We start from the raw sequence: 17,531 nt of genomic DNA, 5'->3' as shown, positions 1-17,531 counted from the left end.
GCGCTTACGCTTACCCGACCTGCAATGTTCGAGGATTTATGTAGGCCGGGTAAGGCGTAGCCGCCACCCGGCTTTGTTCTACCAGGTCCAGGTTTTACTGGGCGTCACCACCGCCGGCAACGGCACATCCCATTTCTCTACGGGTAATGCCTCCACGCCCTGGCAATCATGCGCATACCCCACCGGCTGCAATCCGTACTGCTGCCAGTTTTGTAGCGTCCTGTCATAGAATCCCCCGCCCATGCCCAATCGCTGGCCCTGCTCGTCAAACGCCACCAGCGGCGTAATCAGCACATCCAGCCCGGAAAGCGGGAGCACGTCGCGCACGTCGAGTTTGGGTTCGGTGATTTTCAGACGATTCACCACCAGCTCGCTGTGCGGATGGTAGTGCAGAAACAGCAGATTGCCCGGGCTAAAGGGATGCAGAACCGGCAGGTAAACTTTTTTCCCGGCGCGCCAGAGCTGGTCGATAAGCGGTTGGGTATCCAGCTCACCATCAAACGAGAGAAACAGCGCGACGGTGTTTGCCATCACCACAGGCGGATAGGCCATCATGCGGGCGGCGGCCTGCTGGGCAAACTGTGCCTGTTGCTCGGCGCTTAGGGCGCGACGACGCTGGCGAATAAGCTGACGGATGTCCTGGCGTGAAGCAGAAACTTCAGGGAGTTGAGTCATGGTAGTCGGTAGAAGAAAAGAGAGGGAATCTCCGAGATGCCGCCGCAGGCTGTAACCCTTGAACCCTTGGTTCAAGGTGAATGTGTCGTCATAGTTTTAAGGCTTCTCGGACGAACCGAGCATGCTCACCAACCATGGAGCGCCACATTCTTGTGGTATGAAATATCGGCTCAGGGGACTGGCCCGCTTGCGAACATCTCAGAGAAATTTTGTCTTCACAGTTACTCTACCATAGTCAACTGAGAAGTGTTATTCAAACTTTGGTCCCGGTCTTTCGGGACTGCGACCTTGATCAAGCAATGCCTGTTCTATGGTCTGCTGGAGCATTTTAATGCGCTGCTCCATGCTTGCCGCGTAATCGCGGGTCTTCGCTTTTTCCTGAGTCAGTTCATAGCTGATGTTCAACGCGGCGATGAAAACCAGCTGCTCAGTATTTGTGACTCTAGTGCGTTCTTTTAGATCTTGCAACCGCTGATTCAAATCGTCCGCAGCCTGATTCAAGGCATCCCTTTGTTCAGGCGGACAATTCACTCGCAGTGAACGGCCAAAAATCTGGAGATCGACGGGTTGTGCAGACATGCCACCTTCCTGCTGATTGACTGCGCTGCCTTCGCATACTGCCCCGGGGGCTGCGAAGGGGCGACACTATAGCTACCCTGATGTGAAGATACAAGCCCTTTTCTGGTATCACCAGGGTCCAAAGTGGTAGCATATCATGAATATCCTCCCTTTGATGACGAATGCGTATGTCTATACAGAACGAAATGCCTGGTTACAAGGATTTAAACCAGTTACTGAACCAGCAGGGAGTCGGTCTGACCCCTGCCGAAATGCACGGTCTGATCAGCGGCATACTGTGCGGCGGAAACAGCGACAGCTCATGGCAGCCGCTGATCCACGACCTCACCAACGAAGGGCTGGCGTTTGGCCACGAACTGGCGGAAGCGCTGCGTAAAATGCACGCCGCAACCAGCGATTCCCTGGAAGACGATGGCTTTCTTTTTCAGCTTTATCTGCCTGAAGGCGACGATGTCAGCGTGTTCGATCGCGCCGATGCGCTCGCGGGTTGGGTAAACCACTATCTTCTTGGCCTGGGCGTAACCCAGCCTAAACTGGATAAAGTGACCGGCGAAGCGGGTGAAGCGATCGACGATCTGCGTAATATCGCCCAGCTCGGCTACGATGAAGACGAAGACCAGGAAGAGCTGGAAATGTCTCTCGAAGAGATTATCGAGTACGTGCGCGTGGCGTCTCTGCTGTGCCATGACCACTTTACGCGCTCGCAGCCGACCGCGCCGGAAGTTCGCAAGCCAACATTACACTAAGAAAAATAACGCACAGGAGGGTGTCATGGTTATCTCCAGTCAAGAGTATTCTCGCCGTCGTCAGGCGCTGCTGGCAAAAATGCAGCCGGGAAGCGCTGCCCTGATTTTCGCCGCGCCGGAAGTGACGCGCAGCGCCGACAGCGAATACCCCTATCGCCAGAGCAGTGATTTCTGGTACTTCACCGGGTTTAACGAGCCGGAAGCGGTACTGGTGCTGATTAAAAGCAATGACACCCACAACCACAGCGTGATTTTCAACCGCGTGCGCGATCTGACCGCGGAAATCTGGTTTGGCCGCCGCTTAGGGCAGGAGGCGGCGCCGGAAAAACTGGGCGTGGACCGCGCGCTGGCCTACAGCGAAATCAACCAGCAGCTCTACCAACTGCTGAACGGCCTGGACGTGCTCTATCACGCGCAGGGCGAATACGCGTATGCGGATGACATTGTTTTCACCGCGCTGGATAAGCTGCGTAAAGGCTCACGTCAGAATTTGTCTGCACCCGCCACCCTGACGGACTGGCGACCGATGGTGCATGAGATGCGCCTGTTTAAGTCTGAAGAAGAGCTGAACGTGATGCGCCGCGCGGGCGAAATCAGCGCCCTGGCGCATACCCGCGCCATGGAAAAGTGCCGTCCCGGTATGTTCGAGTACCAGCTTGAAGGGGAAATTCACCATGAATTTAACCGTCACGGCGCGCGCTTCCCGTCCTATAACACCATCGTAGGCGGCGGGGAAAACGGCTGCATTCTGCACTACACCGAAAACGAAAGTGAACTGCGCGACGGCGATCTGGTACTGATTGACGCCGGCTGTGAATATCAGGGTTACGCGGGCGACATCACCCGTACCTTCCCGGTGAACGGTAAATTCACCTCCGCGCAGCGTGAAATCTATGACATTGTGCTTGAGTCTCTGGAGACCGCGCTGACGCTGTTCCGCCCTGGCACCTCCATCCAGGAGGTTACGGGCGAGGTGGTGCGCATCATGATTACCGGGCTGGTGAAGCTCGGCATTCTGAAAGGCGATGTGGACACCCTTATAACCGAAAACGCCCATCGTCCGTACTTTATGCACGGCCTGAGCCACTGGCTGGGGCTGGATGTGCATGACGTCGGGGCATACGGTCCGGAACGTTCGCGCGTGCTGGAGCCTGGCATGGTGCTGACCGTTGAGCCGGGGCTGTACATCGCGCCGGATGCCGACGTGCCGGAACAGTACCGCGGGATCGGCATTCGTATTGAAGATGACATCGTCATCACCGAAACCGGTAACGAAAACCTGACCGCGACCGTGGTTAAAAAAGCCGACGACATCGAGGCGCTGATGGCGGCGGCACGCGAATGAGCGTAATCATCGTTGGCGGAGGCATGACCGGCGCTACTCTGGCGCTGGCTATTTCGCAGTTAACCCAGGGCCAGCTTCCGGTGCATCTCGTCGAGGCGGTCGCGCCGCAGGCGGCCGATCATCCCGGTTTCGACGCCCGCGCTATCGCGCTGGCGCAGGGAACCTGTCAGCAGCTTGCGCGTATTGGGATCTGGCAGGCGATAGCGGATTGCGCGACGGCGATCGGCACCGTTCACGTCAGCGATCGCGGGCATGCCGGGTTTGTGACGCTGGATGCCCACGATTACCGGATCGAGGCGCTGGGGCAGGTTGTCGAGCTGCATGACGTAGGGCTGCGGCTGTTCCGTCTGTTACAGGACGCGCCTGGCGTCACGCTGCACTGTCCGGCGCGCGTCGCCAGCTTCAGCCGCCGTGACGAGGCCGTCAGCGTGACGCTGGACAACGGCACCACGCTGGAGGGGCAACTGCTGGTGGCGGCGGATGGTTCACGCTCCGCGATCGCCACGCAGTGCGGCGTCGAATGGCGCACTGAACCTTATGGGCAGGCGGCGGTCATCGCTAACGTCTCCACGGCTGGCGCGCATAACGGCAGGGCATTTGAGCGCTTCACGGAGCACGGCCCGCTGGCCATGCTGCCGATGTCGAACGGGCGCTGCTCGCTGGTATGGTGCCATGCGCAGGATCGGGCCGATGAGGTTCTCTCCTGGTCCGACGAACGTTTTTGTTCCGAGCTGCAAAAGGCCTTCGGCTGGCGGCTTGGGCGCATCACCCACGCCGGAAAACGCGTGGCCTATCCGCTCGCGCTGACGACCGCATCGCAGACTGTCTCCCATCGTGTCGCTCTGGTCGGCAACGCCGCGCAGACGCTGCACCCCATCGCCGGGCAAGGCTTCAACCTTGGCCTCCGTGACGTGATGAGCCTGGCCGAGCTACTGGCCCGGACGTGGAGCGAACAACAGGATTGTGGCGCATACTCAGTGCTGAGCCATTACCAGAAACGACGCCAGGCGGACAAAGCGGCGACCATTGGCGTCACCGACGGTTTAGTCCACCTGTTTGCCAATCGCTGGGCACCGCTGGTTGCGGGTCGCAACCTTGGGCTGATGGCGATGGAACTGTTCATTCCGGCACGTGACGTGCTGGCGCAGCGGACCCTGGGTTGGGTCGCGCGTTAAGGAGTATTGACCGTGCAAAATGTTGATGTCGCCATTGTGGGCGGCGGAATGGTAGGACTGGCGCTGGCCTGTGGTTTACAGGGCAGCGGCCTGCGCGTGGCCGTGCTTGAGCAAAAAGCGCCGCAGCCTGTGGCGCAGGATGCACCGCCGGAGCTGCGTGTTTCGGCGATCAATGCCGCCAGCGAAAAGCTACTGACGCACCTTGGCGTCTGGTCTGAAATCGTGGCGCTGCGTGCCAGCTGTTACCATGGCATGGAAGTGTGGGATAAAGACAGCTTCGGCCGTATCGCGTTTGACGATGAAAGCATGGGCTACAGCCACCTTGGACACATCGTTGAAAACGCGGTGATCCACCACGCGTTGTGGCAGAAAGCGCAGCAGTGCAGCGACGTCACGCTGATCGCACCGGCGAAACTTCAGCAGGTGGCGTGGGGCGAAAACGACGCGTTTATCACTCTTGAAAGTGGCGACATGCTGACCGCGCGTCTGGTGGTGGGTGCCGACGGCGCCAATTCCTGGCTGCGTAACAAAGCGGATATTCCGCTGACCTTCTGGGATTACCGCCATCACGCGTTGGTGGCCACAATCCGCACCGAAGAGCCGCACGGCTGCGTGGCGCGCCAGATTTTCCACAACGACGGCATTCTGGCCTTCCTGCCGCTTGCCGATCCGCATCTCTGCTCCATCGTCTGGTCCTTAGAGCCGGAGAAAGCGCAGCAGATGCAGGAGGCGACGCCGGATGCCTTCAGTCAGGCGCTATGCGTGGCGTTTGATAACCGTCTGGGCCTGTGCACGCTTGAAAGCGAACGCCAGACGTTTCCGTTAACCGGTCGCTACGCGCGTCAGTTTGCCGCGCACCGTCTGGCGCTGGTGGGGGATGCGGCGCATACCATTCATCCGCTGGCCGGGCAGGGGGTGAACCTCGGCTTTATGGACGCGGCTGAGCTGGTTGAAGAGCTGCGTCGTCTGCATCGGGAAGGCAAAGATATTGGTCAGCATCTGTATCTGCGTCGCTACGAGCGCAGCCGCAAACACAGTGCGGCGATGATGCTGGCGGGTATGCAGGGCTTCCGCGAGCTGTTTGCCGGAGCGAACCCGGCGAAAAAACTGCTGCGCGATATTGGCCTCAAACTGGCCGACACTCTTCCCGGCGTAAAACCGCAGCTTCTTCGTCAGGCAATGGGCCTCAACGATCTTCCCGACTGGTTACGTTAATCTCGATCCCCGTCACACTTTATTTTCCCGGCCTCCGCGCCGGGGAAATTTCCTCGTTTGAAATAATCTAATTTCACGTCATTTTTCGCATTAGAAAATCTAATCTTACTATTTTTATGTTACGGAAATTCGGCCCGTTTTTCCGCACGAAATATCACCATCTGCTAAATCCTGTTAGATCATTGTTAATTTTATGCGGGTTTAATCGCATTTTCCCAGTGAATAACTCTGTAGGCTTTTCAGCGATTTTTGGTCATAAGCTAATGTGATGACCTGTTTTACCTTATGGTTAACCGCCGGTTTCGGTGGTAAGTTCAGGTAAAAGAGAACGTTTGCGTCGGCCCCCGATCGCGAGGCCGACACCGGGTTTCACGGTGAATTTTTCAACGAGGAAAAGATGGCTCAACAGACTCCTTTGTACGAACAGCACGTGTTGTGCGGCGCCCGCATGGTGGACTTCCACGGCTGGATGATGCCGCTGCACTACGGCTCGCAGATTGATGAGCACCACGCGGTGCGCACCGATGCCGGTATGTTCGACGTGTCTCATATGACGATTGTCGACCTGCGCGGTAGCCGCACCCGGGAGTTTTTGCGTTATCTGCTGGCAAATGACGTCGCCAAACTGAAGACGCCGGGCAAAGCGCTCTATACCGGCATGCTGAATGCCTCGGGCGGCGTGATTGACGACCTCATCGTCTACTACTTCACCGAAGATTTCTTCCGCCTCGTTGTAAACTCCGCCACCCGCGAAAAAGACCTCTCCTGGATTTCCCAACACGCTGAACCTTACGCCATAGACATCACCGTTCGTGACGATCTTTCGCTGATTGCGGTGCAGGGGCCAAACGCGCAGGCGAAAGCCGCGTCTCTGTTCAGCGACGAGCAGCGCAAAGCCACCGAAGGCATGAAGCCATTCTTCGGCGTGCAGGCGGGGGATCTGTTTATCGCCACCACCGGCTACACCGGTGAAGCGGGCTACGAAATTGCGATGCCAAACGAGAAGGCCGCTGATTTCTGGCGTGCGCTGGTGGAGGCGGGCGTGAAGCCTGCGGGCCTGGGCGCGCGCGATACGCTGCGTCTGGAAGCGGGGATGAACCTCTACGGTCAGGAGATGGACGAAGGCGTCTCTCCGCTGGCGGCCAATATGGGCTGGACCATCGCCTGGGAACCGGCTGACCGTGATTTTATTGGTCGTGAAGCGCTGGAGATGCAGCGCGAGAAGGGCACTGAACAGCTGGTCGGCCTGGTGATGAAAGAAAAAGGCGTTCTGCGCGGCGAGCTGCCGGTGCGCTTCACCGATGCCGATGGCAATCATCGCGAAGGCGTGATCACCAGCGGAACGTTCTCCCCGACGCTCGGCTACAGTATTGCCCTGGCACGCGTGCCGGCGGGGATTGGCGAAACGGCGGTGGTGCAGATCCGCAACCGCGAAATGCCGGTCAACGTGACCAAACCGATTTTTGTTCGCGCCGGTAAGCCGGTCGCCTAACTATTTTTATCAGGAGAACTTCAATGAGCAATGTGCCAGCAGAACTGAAATACAGCAAAGAACACGAGTGGCTGCGCAAAGAGGCGGACGGCACTTACACCGTTGGGATCACCGAGCACGCGCAGGAGCTGCTGGGCGACATGGTGTTTGTTGACCTGCCGGAAGTGGGCGCAACCGTGAGCGCAGGCGACGACTGTGCGGTAGCGGAATCCGTTAAAGCGGCCTCTGACATCTACGCCCCGGTGAGCGGTGAAATTGTTGCCGTGAACGACGCGCTGAGCGACTCCCCGGAGCTGGTCAACAGCGAACCGTATGAAGGCGGCTGGATCTTCAAGATCAAAGCCAGCGACGAAGCGCAGGTTGCCGCGCTGCTGGATGCGACCGCGTACGAAGCACTACTGGAAGACGAATAACGTTGTGCCGGATGGCGCTGCGCTTATCCGGCCTACAGGTCAACGTAGGCCCGGTAAGCGTTAGCGCCACCGGGCAACAGCGTTACAGATAACTACGATTCACTGCACGTTTCAGGAACCATCGCTCATGACACAGACTTTAAGCCAGCTTGAAAACCGTGGCGCTTTCATTGAACGTCACATTGGGCCGGATGCTCAGCAACAGCTGGAGATGCTGAAGACAGTTGGCGCGGATTCATTAAACGCACTGATCGGCCAGATCGTGCCAAAAGACATCCAGCTTGCTACGCCGCCGCAGGTAGGCGAGTCCACGACGGAGTTCGCCGCGCTGGCGGAGCTGAAGGCCATCGCCGGCCTTAACAAGCGCTATAAGTCTTACATTGGCATGGGCTACACCAACGTGCAGTTACCGCCGGTGATCCTGCGTAATATGCTGGAAAACCCGGGCTGGTACACCGCTTACACCCCATATCAGCCAGAAGTCTCCCAGGGCCGTCTGGAAGCGCTGCTGAATTTCCAGCAGGTGACGCTGGATCTGACCGGTATGGATATCGCCTCTGCCTCGCTGCTGGATGAAGCCACCGCCGCCGCCGAAGCGATGGCGATGGCGAAGCGCGTGAGCAAGCTGAAAAACGCCAACCGCTTCTTCGTCGCGGCGGACGTGCATCCCCAGACGCTGGACGTGGTGCGCACCCGTGCGGAAACCTTCGGCTTTGAGGTGATTGTCGACGACGCTGAAAAAGTGCTGGATCACCAGGACGTCTTCGGCGTGCTGTTGCAGCAGGTGGGCACCACCGGGGAAGTGCACGACTACGGCGCACTGATCGCCGAGCTGAAATCCCGTAAGGTTATTGTTAGCGTCGCCGCTGATTTTATGGCGCTGGTGCTGCTGACGGCGCCAGGCAAACAGGGCGCGGATATTGTCTTCGGCTCAGCTCAGCGTTTCGGCGTGCCGATGGGCTACGGCGGCCCGCACGCGGCGTTCTTTGGCGCGAAAGATGAATTTAAACGTTCCATGCCAGGCCGTATTATCGGCGTATCGAAAGATGCCGCCGGTAACACCGCGCTGCGCATGGCGATGCAGACCCGCGAGCAGCATATCCGCCGCGAGAAAGCGAACTCCAACATCTGTACCTCGCAGGTGCTGCTGGCTAACATTGCCAGCCTGTACGCGGTGTTCCACGGTCCGGCTGGCCTGAAACGTATTGCCAGCCGCATCCACCGTCTGGCCGATATCCTGGCCTGCGGTCTGCAACAGAAAGGTCTCAGACTGCGTCATGCACACTACTTCGACACCCTGTGCGTCGAGGTGGCAGACAAAGCGGCCGTGCTGGCGCGCGCCGAGGCAGCGCAAATCAACCTGCGCAGCGACATTCACAATGCGGTCGGCATTACGCTGGACGAAAGCACCACCCGTGACGATATCCTGACCCTGTTCAACGTATTGCTGGGTGACGCACACGGTCTGAACGTTGATACGCTCGACAAAGAGGTTGCGCTCGACAGCCGCTCCATTCAGGAAAGCATGCTGCGCGACGACGCGATCCTGACTCACCCGGTGTTCAACCGCTATCACAGCGAAACCGAGATGATGCGTTACATGCACTCTCTGGAACGTAAAGATCTGGCGCTAAACCAGGCGATGATCCCGCTGGGCTCCTGCACCATGAAGCTGAACGCCGCGGCTGAGATGATCCCAATTACCTGGCCTGAATTCTCTGAGCTGCACCCGTTCTGCCCGGCTGAGCAGGCGGAAGGGTATCACATGATGATCAACCAGCTCTCCGACTGGCTGGTGAAGCTGACCGGGTACGACGCGCTCTGCATGCAGCCGAACTCCGGTGCGCAGGGTGAATACGCTGGTCTGCTGGCGATCCGTCACTATCACGAAAGCCGCAATGAAGGCCACCGTGATATCTGTCTGATCCCAAGCTCTGCCCACGGTACCAACCCGGCTTCTGCCCAGATGGCAGGAATGGAAGTGGTGGTTGTGGCGTGCGACAAAAACGGCAACATCGATCTGGCCGACCTGCGCGCCAAAGCCGAGCAGGCGGGCGACAAACTCTCCTGCATCATGGTGACCTACCCGTCCACCCACGGCGTGTACGAAGAAACTATCCGTGAAGTGTGTGAAGTGGTGCATCAGTTCGGCGGCCAGGTTTACCTCGACGGCGCAAACATGAACGCCCAGGTGGGCATCACCTCTCCGGGCTTTATTGGCGCGGATGTGTCGCACCTGAACCTGCATAAAACGTTCTGCATTCCGCACGGCGGTGGCGGCCCGGGTATGGGCCCAATCGGCGTGAAAGCGCACCTGGCGCCGTTTGTGCCAGGCCACAGCGTGGTGCAGATTGAAGGCATGCTGACCCGCCAGAGCGCGGTCTCCGCGGCACCGTTCGGCAGCGCCTCTATCCTGCCAATCAGCTGGATGTACATCCGCATGATGGGCGCGGAAGGGCTGAAGCAGGCCAGCCAGGTGGCGATCCTCAACGCCAACTACATCGCAACGCGTCTGAAGGACGCCTATCCGGTGCTCTATACCGGTCGCGACGGTCGCGTGGCGCACGAATGCATCCTCGATATTCGTCCTCTGAAAGAAGAGACGGGTATCAGCGAGCTGGATATTGCCAAGCGCCTGATCGACTACGGCTTCCACGCGCCAACCATGTCCTTCCCGGTTGCGGGAACGCTGATGGTTGAGCCGACCGAATCTGAAAGCAAGGTGGAGCTTGATCGCTTTATCGACGCCATGCTGGCTATCCGCAGCGAAATCGACCGCGTGAAAGGCGGGGAGTGGACGCTGGAAGATAACCCGCTGGTGAACGCGCCGCATACCCAGAACGAACTGGTGGCAGAGTGGAACCACGGTTATACCCGCGAGCTGGCTGTCTTCCCGGCAGGTGTGGCAAACAAATACTGGCCAACCGTGAAACGTCTTGATGATGTTTACGGCGACCGTAACCTGTTCTGCTCCTGCGTACCGATGAGCGAATACCAGTAACGTTGTTCCTGTAGTAACGTAGGCCGGGTAAGGCGAAGCCGCTACCCGGCTTTTTTATTGGGAGAAAAGAATGGCAATTGCACTGGTCACCGGCGCCAGCCGGGGTATTGGTAAAGCCACCGCGCTACAGCTGGCAAGCGAAGGCTACACCGTTGCGGTGAATTTTCATCACAACATCAAAGCCGCGACGGACGTCATTAATCAGATCGTGGACGCGGGCGGTAAAGCCTTTGCCGTACGCGCGGACATCAGCGATGAAGCGCAGGTGATGGCGATGTTCGACAGCATCGATCGCGAAGGTGAGCCGCTCGCCGCGCTGGTGAACAACGCCGGGATTTTGTTTGAACAATCCACTATCGAAAACCTCTCTGCTGAACGTATTAACCGCGTGCTGGCTACCAACGTCACCGGCTATTTTCTCTGCTGCCGTGAAGCGGTGAAGCGCATGTCGCATAAACACGGCGGCAAGGGCGGCGCGATTGTGAATGTCTCCTCAGCGGCCTCACGACTGGGCGCGCCGGGGGAATATGTGGATTATGCCGCCTCAAAAGGGGCGGTGGATTCCCTGACTACCGGCCTCGCGCTGGAGGTGGCGGCGCAGGGCATTCGCGTTAACTGCGTGCGGCCAGGCCTGATTTATACCGATATTCACGCCTCCGGCGGCGAGCCGGGGCGTGTGGATCGGGTGAAGTCGATGTTACCGATGCAGCGTGGCGGTCAGCCGGAGGAGGTCGCCCAGGCCATTGCCTGGCTGCTGAGCGACAAAGCCTCCTATGTCACCGGTAGCTTCCTGGAGCTGGCTGGCGGGAAGTAACGCTACGACGCCAGCCACAGCCGCAGGCGCATTCCCCAGCCGCTGGTCCAGCCGGTGGTGATCGACTTCACCTCGCCGTGAGAGATCACCACCAGCGTTGGCGTCACCTTAACATCCCACTCACGCGCCAGTTCTCCGCTGGCGTCGTTGACCGTGGGCATCGTCGCTTTCTTCTTCCTCATCCATGTTTCGAGCGTCGCGTTATCGCCCGAGCGCAGCGCAACCGACATCACGTTACCCCCGTCCGCGGCAAGCGCCGCCACCGACGGCGTGGTATAGCGGCAGACGCCGCACCATGTCGCCCAGACGTAGACCAGCAGCGGCCGCTCCTTACTCATGGCGATAAGATTGACGGGCTGACCGTCGAGGGTGTGCAGTGCCGTCGCGGAGAAATTCTGCGGCAGTGCGGGCTGGCGGAAATAATCCACCGCCAGGCTCACGGCTACGCCAATCAGCAGCCACACGCCCAGCTCGCGCAGCAGGCGCGGAAGCTTACTTGCCACGGGCGTTTGCCAGCTGTTTTTTGACCAGCTCCTCCAGGTCGTCATACGGGATTGCGCCCGCCACCATCTGGTCGCCGATAATGGTCGCCGGGGTACCCTGAATATTCAGCACCTGCGCCAGGATGAGGTTCATCTTTAGGCTGTCCATGGTTTTATCATCCGTTTTAATGCTGTCCGTTCCGGTCTTGACCTTCGCGGCGGCGATGCTGGCGTCATCGTGATAGCCCTTTTTCATCATCAGCCGCTGGTGCAGCGCCCAGAATTTATCCGGCGCCTGCTGCCACGTTGAGAGCGCCGCTTTCGCGGCATTTACCGAGCTTTGTCCCTTGAACGGCAGCAGTTTGACGATGAGCTGCACGTCGGGATTTTCCTGCACGATTTTCTCAAGCATTGGGTCGAACTGCTTGCAATACGGGCAGTTGTAGTCCGTGAAGGAGACGATGGTCAGCTTCGGCGATGTCGCGCCGGTTCGCGGGCTGTTGGGGTCGTTAAACAGCAGTTTTGCCAGCTGGTCGCTGGAAGCGTCATCAGAAGGTGCGGCGAAACCGAACGTTGATAACGACAGCAGAAGTAAGGCAACGAAGGCTCTCATGTTATTTTCCTTTTGCATCGGACAGGGTGCTCAGCACCGCTTCGCGGCTTAACAATGCAGGCAGCACCTGGCCCTGCGGTAATCCCGGTCCGTAGATCTGGTTAAACGGCACGGCGGCGCTGCCGCGCGTGGTTAAGAACTGGCTAATGGTATCTGAGGGGCGGCTCCAGTCGCCACGCAGGGCGACAACGTCCGGGGCGGAGAGCGCCTCCTGCACGTCGTCGCGCAGCAGCACGTTGTATTTATTGGCTTTACAGGTCACGCACCAGTCGGCGGTCACGTCGACGAACACCCGTTTGTTCTCCGCCAGTGCGCGGGCAATGGCCTGCTCGCTGAGCGGCTGCCAGTGAATACGATCGCGGCGGGAACCCTCGCCGCCGGAACCGGATACAAACGCGACCGCCCCGGCCACCACTACAGCTAATACCCCGGCGCGCAGTGCCGTTTGCCAGCGGTAGCGCCAGGCGGTGACCAGCAGCAGCGTAAGGATCAGGAGCACGCCCAGCGTGATGACGGGCAGGCTGCCAATGTGCACCGTCAGCAGGCTCAGCAGCCACAGCGATGAGCCGAGCATCATCATCCCCAGCACTACGCGTACGACGTTCATCCAGCGTCCCGGACGCGGCAAGCGCTGGGCCAGCCCCGGCCAGGCCGCCACCAGCAGCCACGGCAGGCTCATGCCGATACCCATCGCCAGGAAGATCCCCCACAGCAGGGGAAGCGGCGCCGCCAGCGCGACCGAGACCGCCGTACCCAGGAACGGCGCGGTGCAGGGTGTCGCCAGCAGCGTGGCAAACGCGCCTTGCCAGAAATGACCCGCAAGCCCGTTGCCGCCGCGCGTGGCGAGGAAGGTGCTGGCGCCGGAAGGGAGACGGATTTCAAACAACCCCAGCAGGCTGGCGCTGAAAAGCACCATCACCAGCGCCATCGCACCAATAAACCACGGGTTCTGGAACTGGATCCCCCAGCCGAGCGCCTGATTGCCTAAGCGTAATACCGTCATCATCAGCGCCAGCGCGAGGAACGAGATCACGATCCCGGCTACCGACGCAAGAAACTGTCGGCGTACCTGACCCCGTGCCTGCCGTTCGGTTTGCATCAGCGTGCCCAGCTTCATGGCCAGCACGGGCAGTACGCAGGGCATGACGTTAAGGATCAGACCGCCCGCCAGCGCCATCAGCAGCACCCAGCCTAACGAGAGCGTCGGCGCGGCGTTCCCCGGCTGAATGCTCAGGCTGGACTCCTGCGCCTGTCCGCTATCGGCCAGAACCAGCGACAGGGTTTTGCCGTTGAGGTTAGGCGCGGCCTCGCCCCAGCTGTCCGTCACGGGTACGGTGGCGACCAGCGAATCACCGCGCACGGTGAGGGCCGGTTTGCCGAAATCAACATCATCCATACCGTCGATAAACAGGGACGGCGCCTGCCAGCCTGCGTCACGCTGCGCCGTTACGGTCAGCTTGCCGGGGGCATAGGTGGCGTTAAGCGTTGAGGTCAACCCGCCGCTGAGCGGAAGGGTGCCCATGGCCCGACTGAAATCGTAATCAAAACCGGCGCCTGCGGATGCGGTCATGTTCAGCGAAAACGGGTAGTCGGTAAGAATACAGACGTTGCTACAGGTGGAGAGCGTCAGCACGCCGCTCAGGATCTTCGGGACGTCGCCCCGCAGGGTGATGGGAAAGCTGACATCGCCGTGGTAGCCCTGCGTGGTGATGCCCGCGACATCGAAACGCTGCGGCACAGGCCAGCGCCAGATCGCCTCGACGGGCTGATGCCATTTAATCGCTGGTGCGACGCCGCCTTCGCCCGGCGAGCGCCAGTAGGTTTTCCAGCCTTTTTGCAGGGCGACGTCCAGCAGCAGGCGGGTTTCGCCAGTGTTTTCGGGTTGCGCACGCAGCCTGACGCTGGCGTGCTGATTATCGGCGGCGCGCAGCCAGCCGCTGTCGGCAGCCTGGCTGAGGGGCAGCCATAGCCAAAGCAGGCAGACCAGCAGTCGCCTGAATACAGTAAACATAAATTTTCTCCGTAAATGATGAATTAACCTGAAGTAACAGGCGAAGACTCATTCACGGAAGACGCATAATCGCAGATGCACCCTTAACCGGGGCGGGGAGATAACGCGGGGAGGCCACTGCCGTTCGCGGCGCGGCGGGCTGGCTGCCAGCAACGCCAGCAGCAGGGTGACGGCGATCAGGGCGCCTTCAAACAAAACAGGCGGGACCGACATCAGCGACTTGGCGCTAAGCTCACACGGGGTTACCGGTGCGTCGGCACTCTCCTGCCCCTGCTGGACAGACTGGCTCGTGGCGGTGACGTTCATGACAAGCGCGTGCATCCCGGCCATCCGCTGGGCGGTGCATATCAGCACCACCAGGCAGGCCAGGGCTACAAGCAGGATAGCGTTGCGTTGTCGCTTGATCATGTTCGCCTCAAATATTCAGGACGCCTATATTATCGGGCGAACATATTTTGGCAACGCAAAAGCTGTAAAGAAGTGTCTGGAAGATAAGCGGTTTGCCCTCTCCGCTTGCAGAGAGGGCGAGCCATTACAGCGTTTCGCCGTTGCTGGCAATGACGGTTTTATACCACTCAAAGCTCTTCTTACGGGAGCGGGACATGTCGCCGGTACCGTCGTCGTGCTTGTTGACGTAGATAAAGCCGTAGCGCTTACTGTACTGGCCGGTGGTGAAGGAGACGCAGTCGATGCAGCCCCACGGCGTGTAGCCCATCAGATCCACCCCATCCCAGGTCACCGCCTTCATCATTTCTTCCACGTGGGCGCGCAGGTAGTCGATGCGATAGTCATCGTTGATGCTGCCGTCCTCTTCCACAGTGTCGTAGGCGCCGAAACCATTTTCCACGATAAACAGCGGCTTCTGATAACGCTCGTACAGTTCACACAGCGAATAGCGCAGGCCTACCGGATCAATCTGCCAGCCCCAGTCGGACGCCTTGACGTGTGGGTTCGGCACGCTGCCCTCGAAGCCGGAAATGGCGTCACCGGTGCCGCCTTCCGCTTTGACCGCGTTGGTCATGTAGTAGCTGAAACCTAAGTAGTCGCAGGTGCCCTCACGCAGGATCTGCTCGTCGCCCGCTTCCATTTTGATGGAGAAGCCACGGCGTTCCCACTCGTTCAGCACGTAAGTCGGGTAGTAGCCGCGCAGCTGCACGTCGGTAAAGACGTAGCGCTCGCGCATGGATTCCTGAGCGAACATCACATCTTCTGGCTTGCAGGAGTACGGATAGAGCGCGACCATCGCCAGCATGCAGCCGACTTTCATCTCCGGGTTAATGCGGCGTGCGGCTTTCACCGCCAGCGCGCTGGCCACGAACTGGTGATGCAGCACCTGGTACATGGTCTCTTCCGGGTTGTCGTGCTCGGTATAGACCACGCCAGAGCAGCAGTAGCCGAACAGCGGCGCACGCCAGTTGCGCTGGTTGTTGATTTCGTTGAAGGTCATCCAGTATTTGACCTTATTTTTGTAGCGCTCAAATACCACTTCCGAGAAACGCACAAAGAAATCGACCACTTTACGGTTGGTCCATCCGCCATATTCCTGAACGAGGTGCAGCGGCATTTCAAAGTGGGAGAGGGTGATAACCGGCTCGATGTTGTACTTCAGCAGTTCATCGAACATGTCGTCGTAAAACTTCAGCCCCTCTTCGTTTGGCTGAGTTTCGTCGCCTTTCGGGAAGATGCGCGTCCAGGCGATGGAGGTACGGAAACATTTGAAGCCCATCTCGGCAAACAGCCTGATGTCTTCTTTGTAATGGCCGTAGAAGTCGACGGCTTCGTGGTTCGGGTAATATTTGCCTTCAATCACTTCCTGCGTGATTTCTCGCGGAACGCCGTGTGCGCCGCCGGTGAGCACGTCGCAGATGCTTGGCCCTTTGCCGCCTTTGTTCCAGCCGCCTTCAACCTGGTGCGCCGCCACCGCGCCGCCCCATAAAAAATCTTTCGGTAAGGTGAGTTTTTTCATCTTTGCTATTCTCAATTCAGGACTTATTGATTTCGAGTCTAGCAAAGCGGAATTAAATGTCACGATATAACAATTTGCGGAAATTGTAATTTGTCACATCAAAAAAACAGGATGTTTTATTCTGTTAATTTCTTCGCCAGTTTCCGGCCTAATGATTCCAGAATATAGATGACGGGAATTTGCGTGGTGATATCGTAAACGCCGCCAATGCGCGTTTGCGGGACATGCCAGGAGAGGTTAAAGTCCGCCAGTTTCGCGAGACGAGAATGTTCGTGGCTGGTGACGGAGAGCACCTTGCAGTGGTGCAGGCTGAACTGGCTGGCGAAGCGCAGGATCTCCTCGGTTTCGCCGGAGACGGAGAGTACAATAGCCAGCGCATTTTTAGCCATGTCGTTAGTGACCGGGAAATAAGGATCGTCGATATGGTTGCTGAATTTCCCGATATTTGAAAAGAAACGTGCGCCATATTTTGCCAGCGATCCGGAGGTGCCCGCACCGACAAAAATAATTCGTTCAGATGATAAAATAATATCGACCGCGTTATCTAATAGCGCATCAAACTCTTCGTTATTTACGCTTTTAAAGAAGCTGATAATTTCACTGGCACCAAAATTCGCCTGCTGCGGCTCGTTCTGCTCCAGATAGAGTTTAAAGCGCACCCGAAATTCCGAGTAGCCTTCGCAGTTGAGCTTTCGGCAGAAGCGCAGGATAGTGGTAGTGGAAACGCCCGCCGCATCCGCCAGCTCGCGGATGGTCATGTACATCACTTTATCGCGGTTCTTAATGACATAGTTGTAGACCATCATTTCCAGATTGTTGAGGCTGGCAATGGCGGAATGGCTGAACATACTCACAATGGCTAAACTCGCTGTCGGACACTATTCCTGAAGCATACCATGATGACGAAGGGCGGGAGACGGATTTATCTCCTTGATTACTCAGATGTTAATGAAATCATTTACACCTGTGCGGTGGATTGCTATTACATTATTCTGATTTATAAG

The 17,531-nt window shown here is 58.4% G+C and carries 16 protein-coding genes and 1 other RNA gene; 8 read left to right on the top strand and 9 right to left on the bottom strand.

The window, feature by feature from the left end; genetic code table 11:
* Nucleotides 1–78 precede the first annotated feature (78 nt).
* The 3 genes from ACQG0T_RS18915 to zapA all read right to left on the bottom strand — a co-directional run bounded on the left by ACQG0T_RS18915 (nucleotide 79) and on the right by zapA (nucleotide 1,254).
* Nucleotides 79–675, bottom strand: coding sequence for a 5-formyltetrahydrofolate cyclo-ligase (locus ACQG0T_RS18915; protein ID WP_017692706.1), 597 nt, complete (start codon nucleotides 673–675; stop codon nucleotides 79–81).
* Nucleotides 676–699: 24 nt separating this feature from the next.
* Nucleotides 700–883, bottom strand: a non-coding RNA gene (gene ssrS / locus ACQG0T_RS18910) — 6S RNA.
* A 41-nt stretch (nucleotides 884–924) separates the two neighbouring features.
* Nucleotides 925–1,254, bottom strand: coding sequence for a cell division protein ZapA (gene zapA / locus ACQG0T_RS18905; protein ID WP_003860096.1), 330 nt, complete (start codon nucleotides 1,252–1,254; stop codon nucleotides 925–927).
* 167 nt (nucleotides 1,255–1,421) lie between these two features.
* Between zapA and ACQG0T_RS18900 the strand changes: the two genes are divergently transcribed.
* The 8 genes from ACQG0T_RS18900 (at nucleotide 1,422) to ACQG0T_RS18865 (ending at nucleotide 11,455) form a co-directional block, all read left to right on the top strand.
* Entirely contained in the window at nucleotides 1,422–2,000 is a 579-nt protein-coding gene (locus ACQG0T_RS18900) for a YecA family protein (protein ID WP_072253007.1), read from the top strand.
* Between the two features lie 31 nt (nucleotides 2,001–2,031).
* A complete protein-coding gene (gene pepP, locus ACQG0T_RS18895) occupies nucleotides 2,032–3,345 on the top strand; it encodes a Xaa-Pro aminopeptidase (RefSeq protein WP_114079300.1) in 1,314 nt (437 codons plus the stop codon).
* Nucleotides 3,342–4,520: a 2-octaprenyl-6-methoxyphenyl hydroxylase gene (ubiH, locus tag ACQG0T_RS18890; RefSeq protein ID WP_059294889.1), complete on the top strand. Its 1,179-nt coding sequence runs from the start codon at nucleotides 3,342–3,344 to the stop codon at nucleotides 4,518–4,520. The genes pepP and ubiH overlap by 4 nt, the downstream gene beginning before the upstream one ends.
* Nucleotides 4,521–4,532: 12 nt before the next feature.
* On the top strand, nucleotides 4,533–5,735 hold the full coding sequence (gene ubiI / locus ACQG0T_RS18885; RefSeq protein ID WP_059294890.1) for an FAD-dependent 2-octaprenylphenol hydroxylase: 1,203 nt from the start codon (nucleotides 4,533–4,535) through the stop codon (nucleotides 5,733–5,735).
* A gap of 397 nt (nucleotides 5,736–6,132) precedes the next feature.
* Nucleotides 6,133–7,227 (top strand): glycine cleavage system aminomethyltransferase GcvT, encoded by a 1,095-nt coding sequence (gcvT, locus tag ACQG0T_RS18880; protein ID WP_003860107.1) that lies wholly within the window; start codon nucleotides 6,133–6,135, stop codon nucleotides 7,225–7,227.
* 23 nt (nucleotides 7,228–7,250) lie between these two features.
* Nucleotides 7,251–7,640 (top strand): glycine cleavage system protein GcvH, encoded by a 390-nt coding sequence (gene gcvH, locus ACQG0T_RS18875; RefSeq protein WP_006811885.1) that lies wholly within the window; start codon nucleotides 7,251–7,253, stop codon nucleotides 7,638–7,640.
* Between the two features lie 127 nt (nucleotides 7,641–7,767).
* The gene (gcvP, locus tag ACQG0T_RS18870) at nucleotides 7,768–10,641 is read left to right on the top strand and encodes an aminomethyl-transferring glycine dehydrogenase (protein WP_059294891.1); all 2,874 of its coding nucleotides are present in this window, start codon (nucleotides 7,768–7,770) and stop codon (nucleotides 10,639–10,641) included.
* 70 nt (nucleotides 10,642–10,711) lie between these two features.
* Nucleotides 10,712–11,455: an SDR family oxidoreductase gene (locus ACQG0T_RS18865; protein ID WP_045333593.1), complete on the top strand. Its 744-nt coding sequence runs from the start codon at nucleotides 10,712–10,714 to the stop codon at nucleotides 11,453–11,455.
* Between the two features lie 2 nt (nucleotides 11,456–11,457).
* Here ACQG0T_RS18865 and ACQG0T_RS18860 read toward each other — a convergent pair whose 3' ends face one another.
* From ACQG0T_RS18860 to ACQG0T_RS18835, 6 genes are all read right to left on the bottom strand, one after another.
* A complete protein-coding gene (locus ACQG0T_RS18860; RefSeq protein WP_059294892.1) occupies nucleotides 11,458–11,958 on the bottom strand; it encodes a protein disulfide oxidoreductase in 501 nt (166 codons plus the stop codon).
* The gene (locus ACQG0T_RS18855; protein WP_059294893.1) at nucleotides 11,948–12,550 is read right to left on the bottom strand and encodes a DsbA family protein; all 603 of its coding nucleotides are present in this window, start codon (nucleotides 12,548–12,550) and stop codon (nucleotides 11,948–11,950) included. Before ACQG0T_RS18855 ends, ACQG0T_RS18860 begins: the two co-directional genes overlap by 11 nt.
* A gap of 1 nt (nucleotide 12,551) precedes the next feature.
* Entirely contained in the window at nucleotides 12,552–14,561 is a 2,010-nt protein-coding gene (locus tag ACQG0T_RS18850) for a protein-disulfide reductase DsbD family protein (protein ID WP_059294894.1), read from the bottom strand.
* A gap of 48 nt (nucleotides 14,562–14,609) precedes the next feature.
* Entirely contained in the window at nucleotides 14,610–14,969 is a 360-nt protein-coding gene (locus ACQG0T_RS18845) for a hypothetical protein (protein ID WP_022649310.1), read from the bottom strand.
* A gap of 124 nt (nucleotides 14,970–15,093) precedes the next feature.
* A complete protein-coding gene (locus tag ACQG0T_RS18840) occupies nucleotides 15,094–16,527 on the bottom strand; it encodes a 6-phospho-beta-glucosidase (protein ID WP_032660252.1) in 1,434 nt (477 codons plus the stop codon).
* A gap of 116 nt (nucleotides 16,528–16,643) precedes the next feature.
* Nucleotides 16,644–17,375: a MurR/RpiR family transcriptional regulator gene (locus tag ACQG0T_RS18835; protein WP_047050802.1), complete on the bottom strand. Its 732-nt coding sequence runs from the start codon at nucleotides 17,373–17,375 to the stop codon at nucleotides 16,644–16,646.
* Nucleotides 17,376–17,531 lie beyond the last annotated feature (156 nt).

Source organism: Enterobacter cloacae complex sp. 302F9 (assembly GCF_050030335.1).
Taxonomy (GTDB): domain Bacteria; phylum Pseudomonadota; class Gammaproteobacteria; order Enterobacterales; family Enterobacteriaceae; genus Enterobacter; species Enterobacter hormaechei_C.
This window is presented reverse-complemented; position numbering and strand designations above follow the sequence as displayed.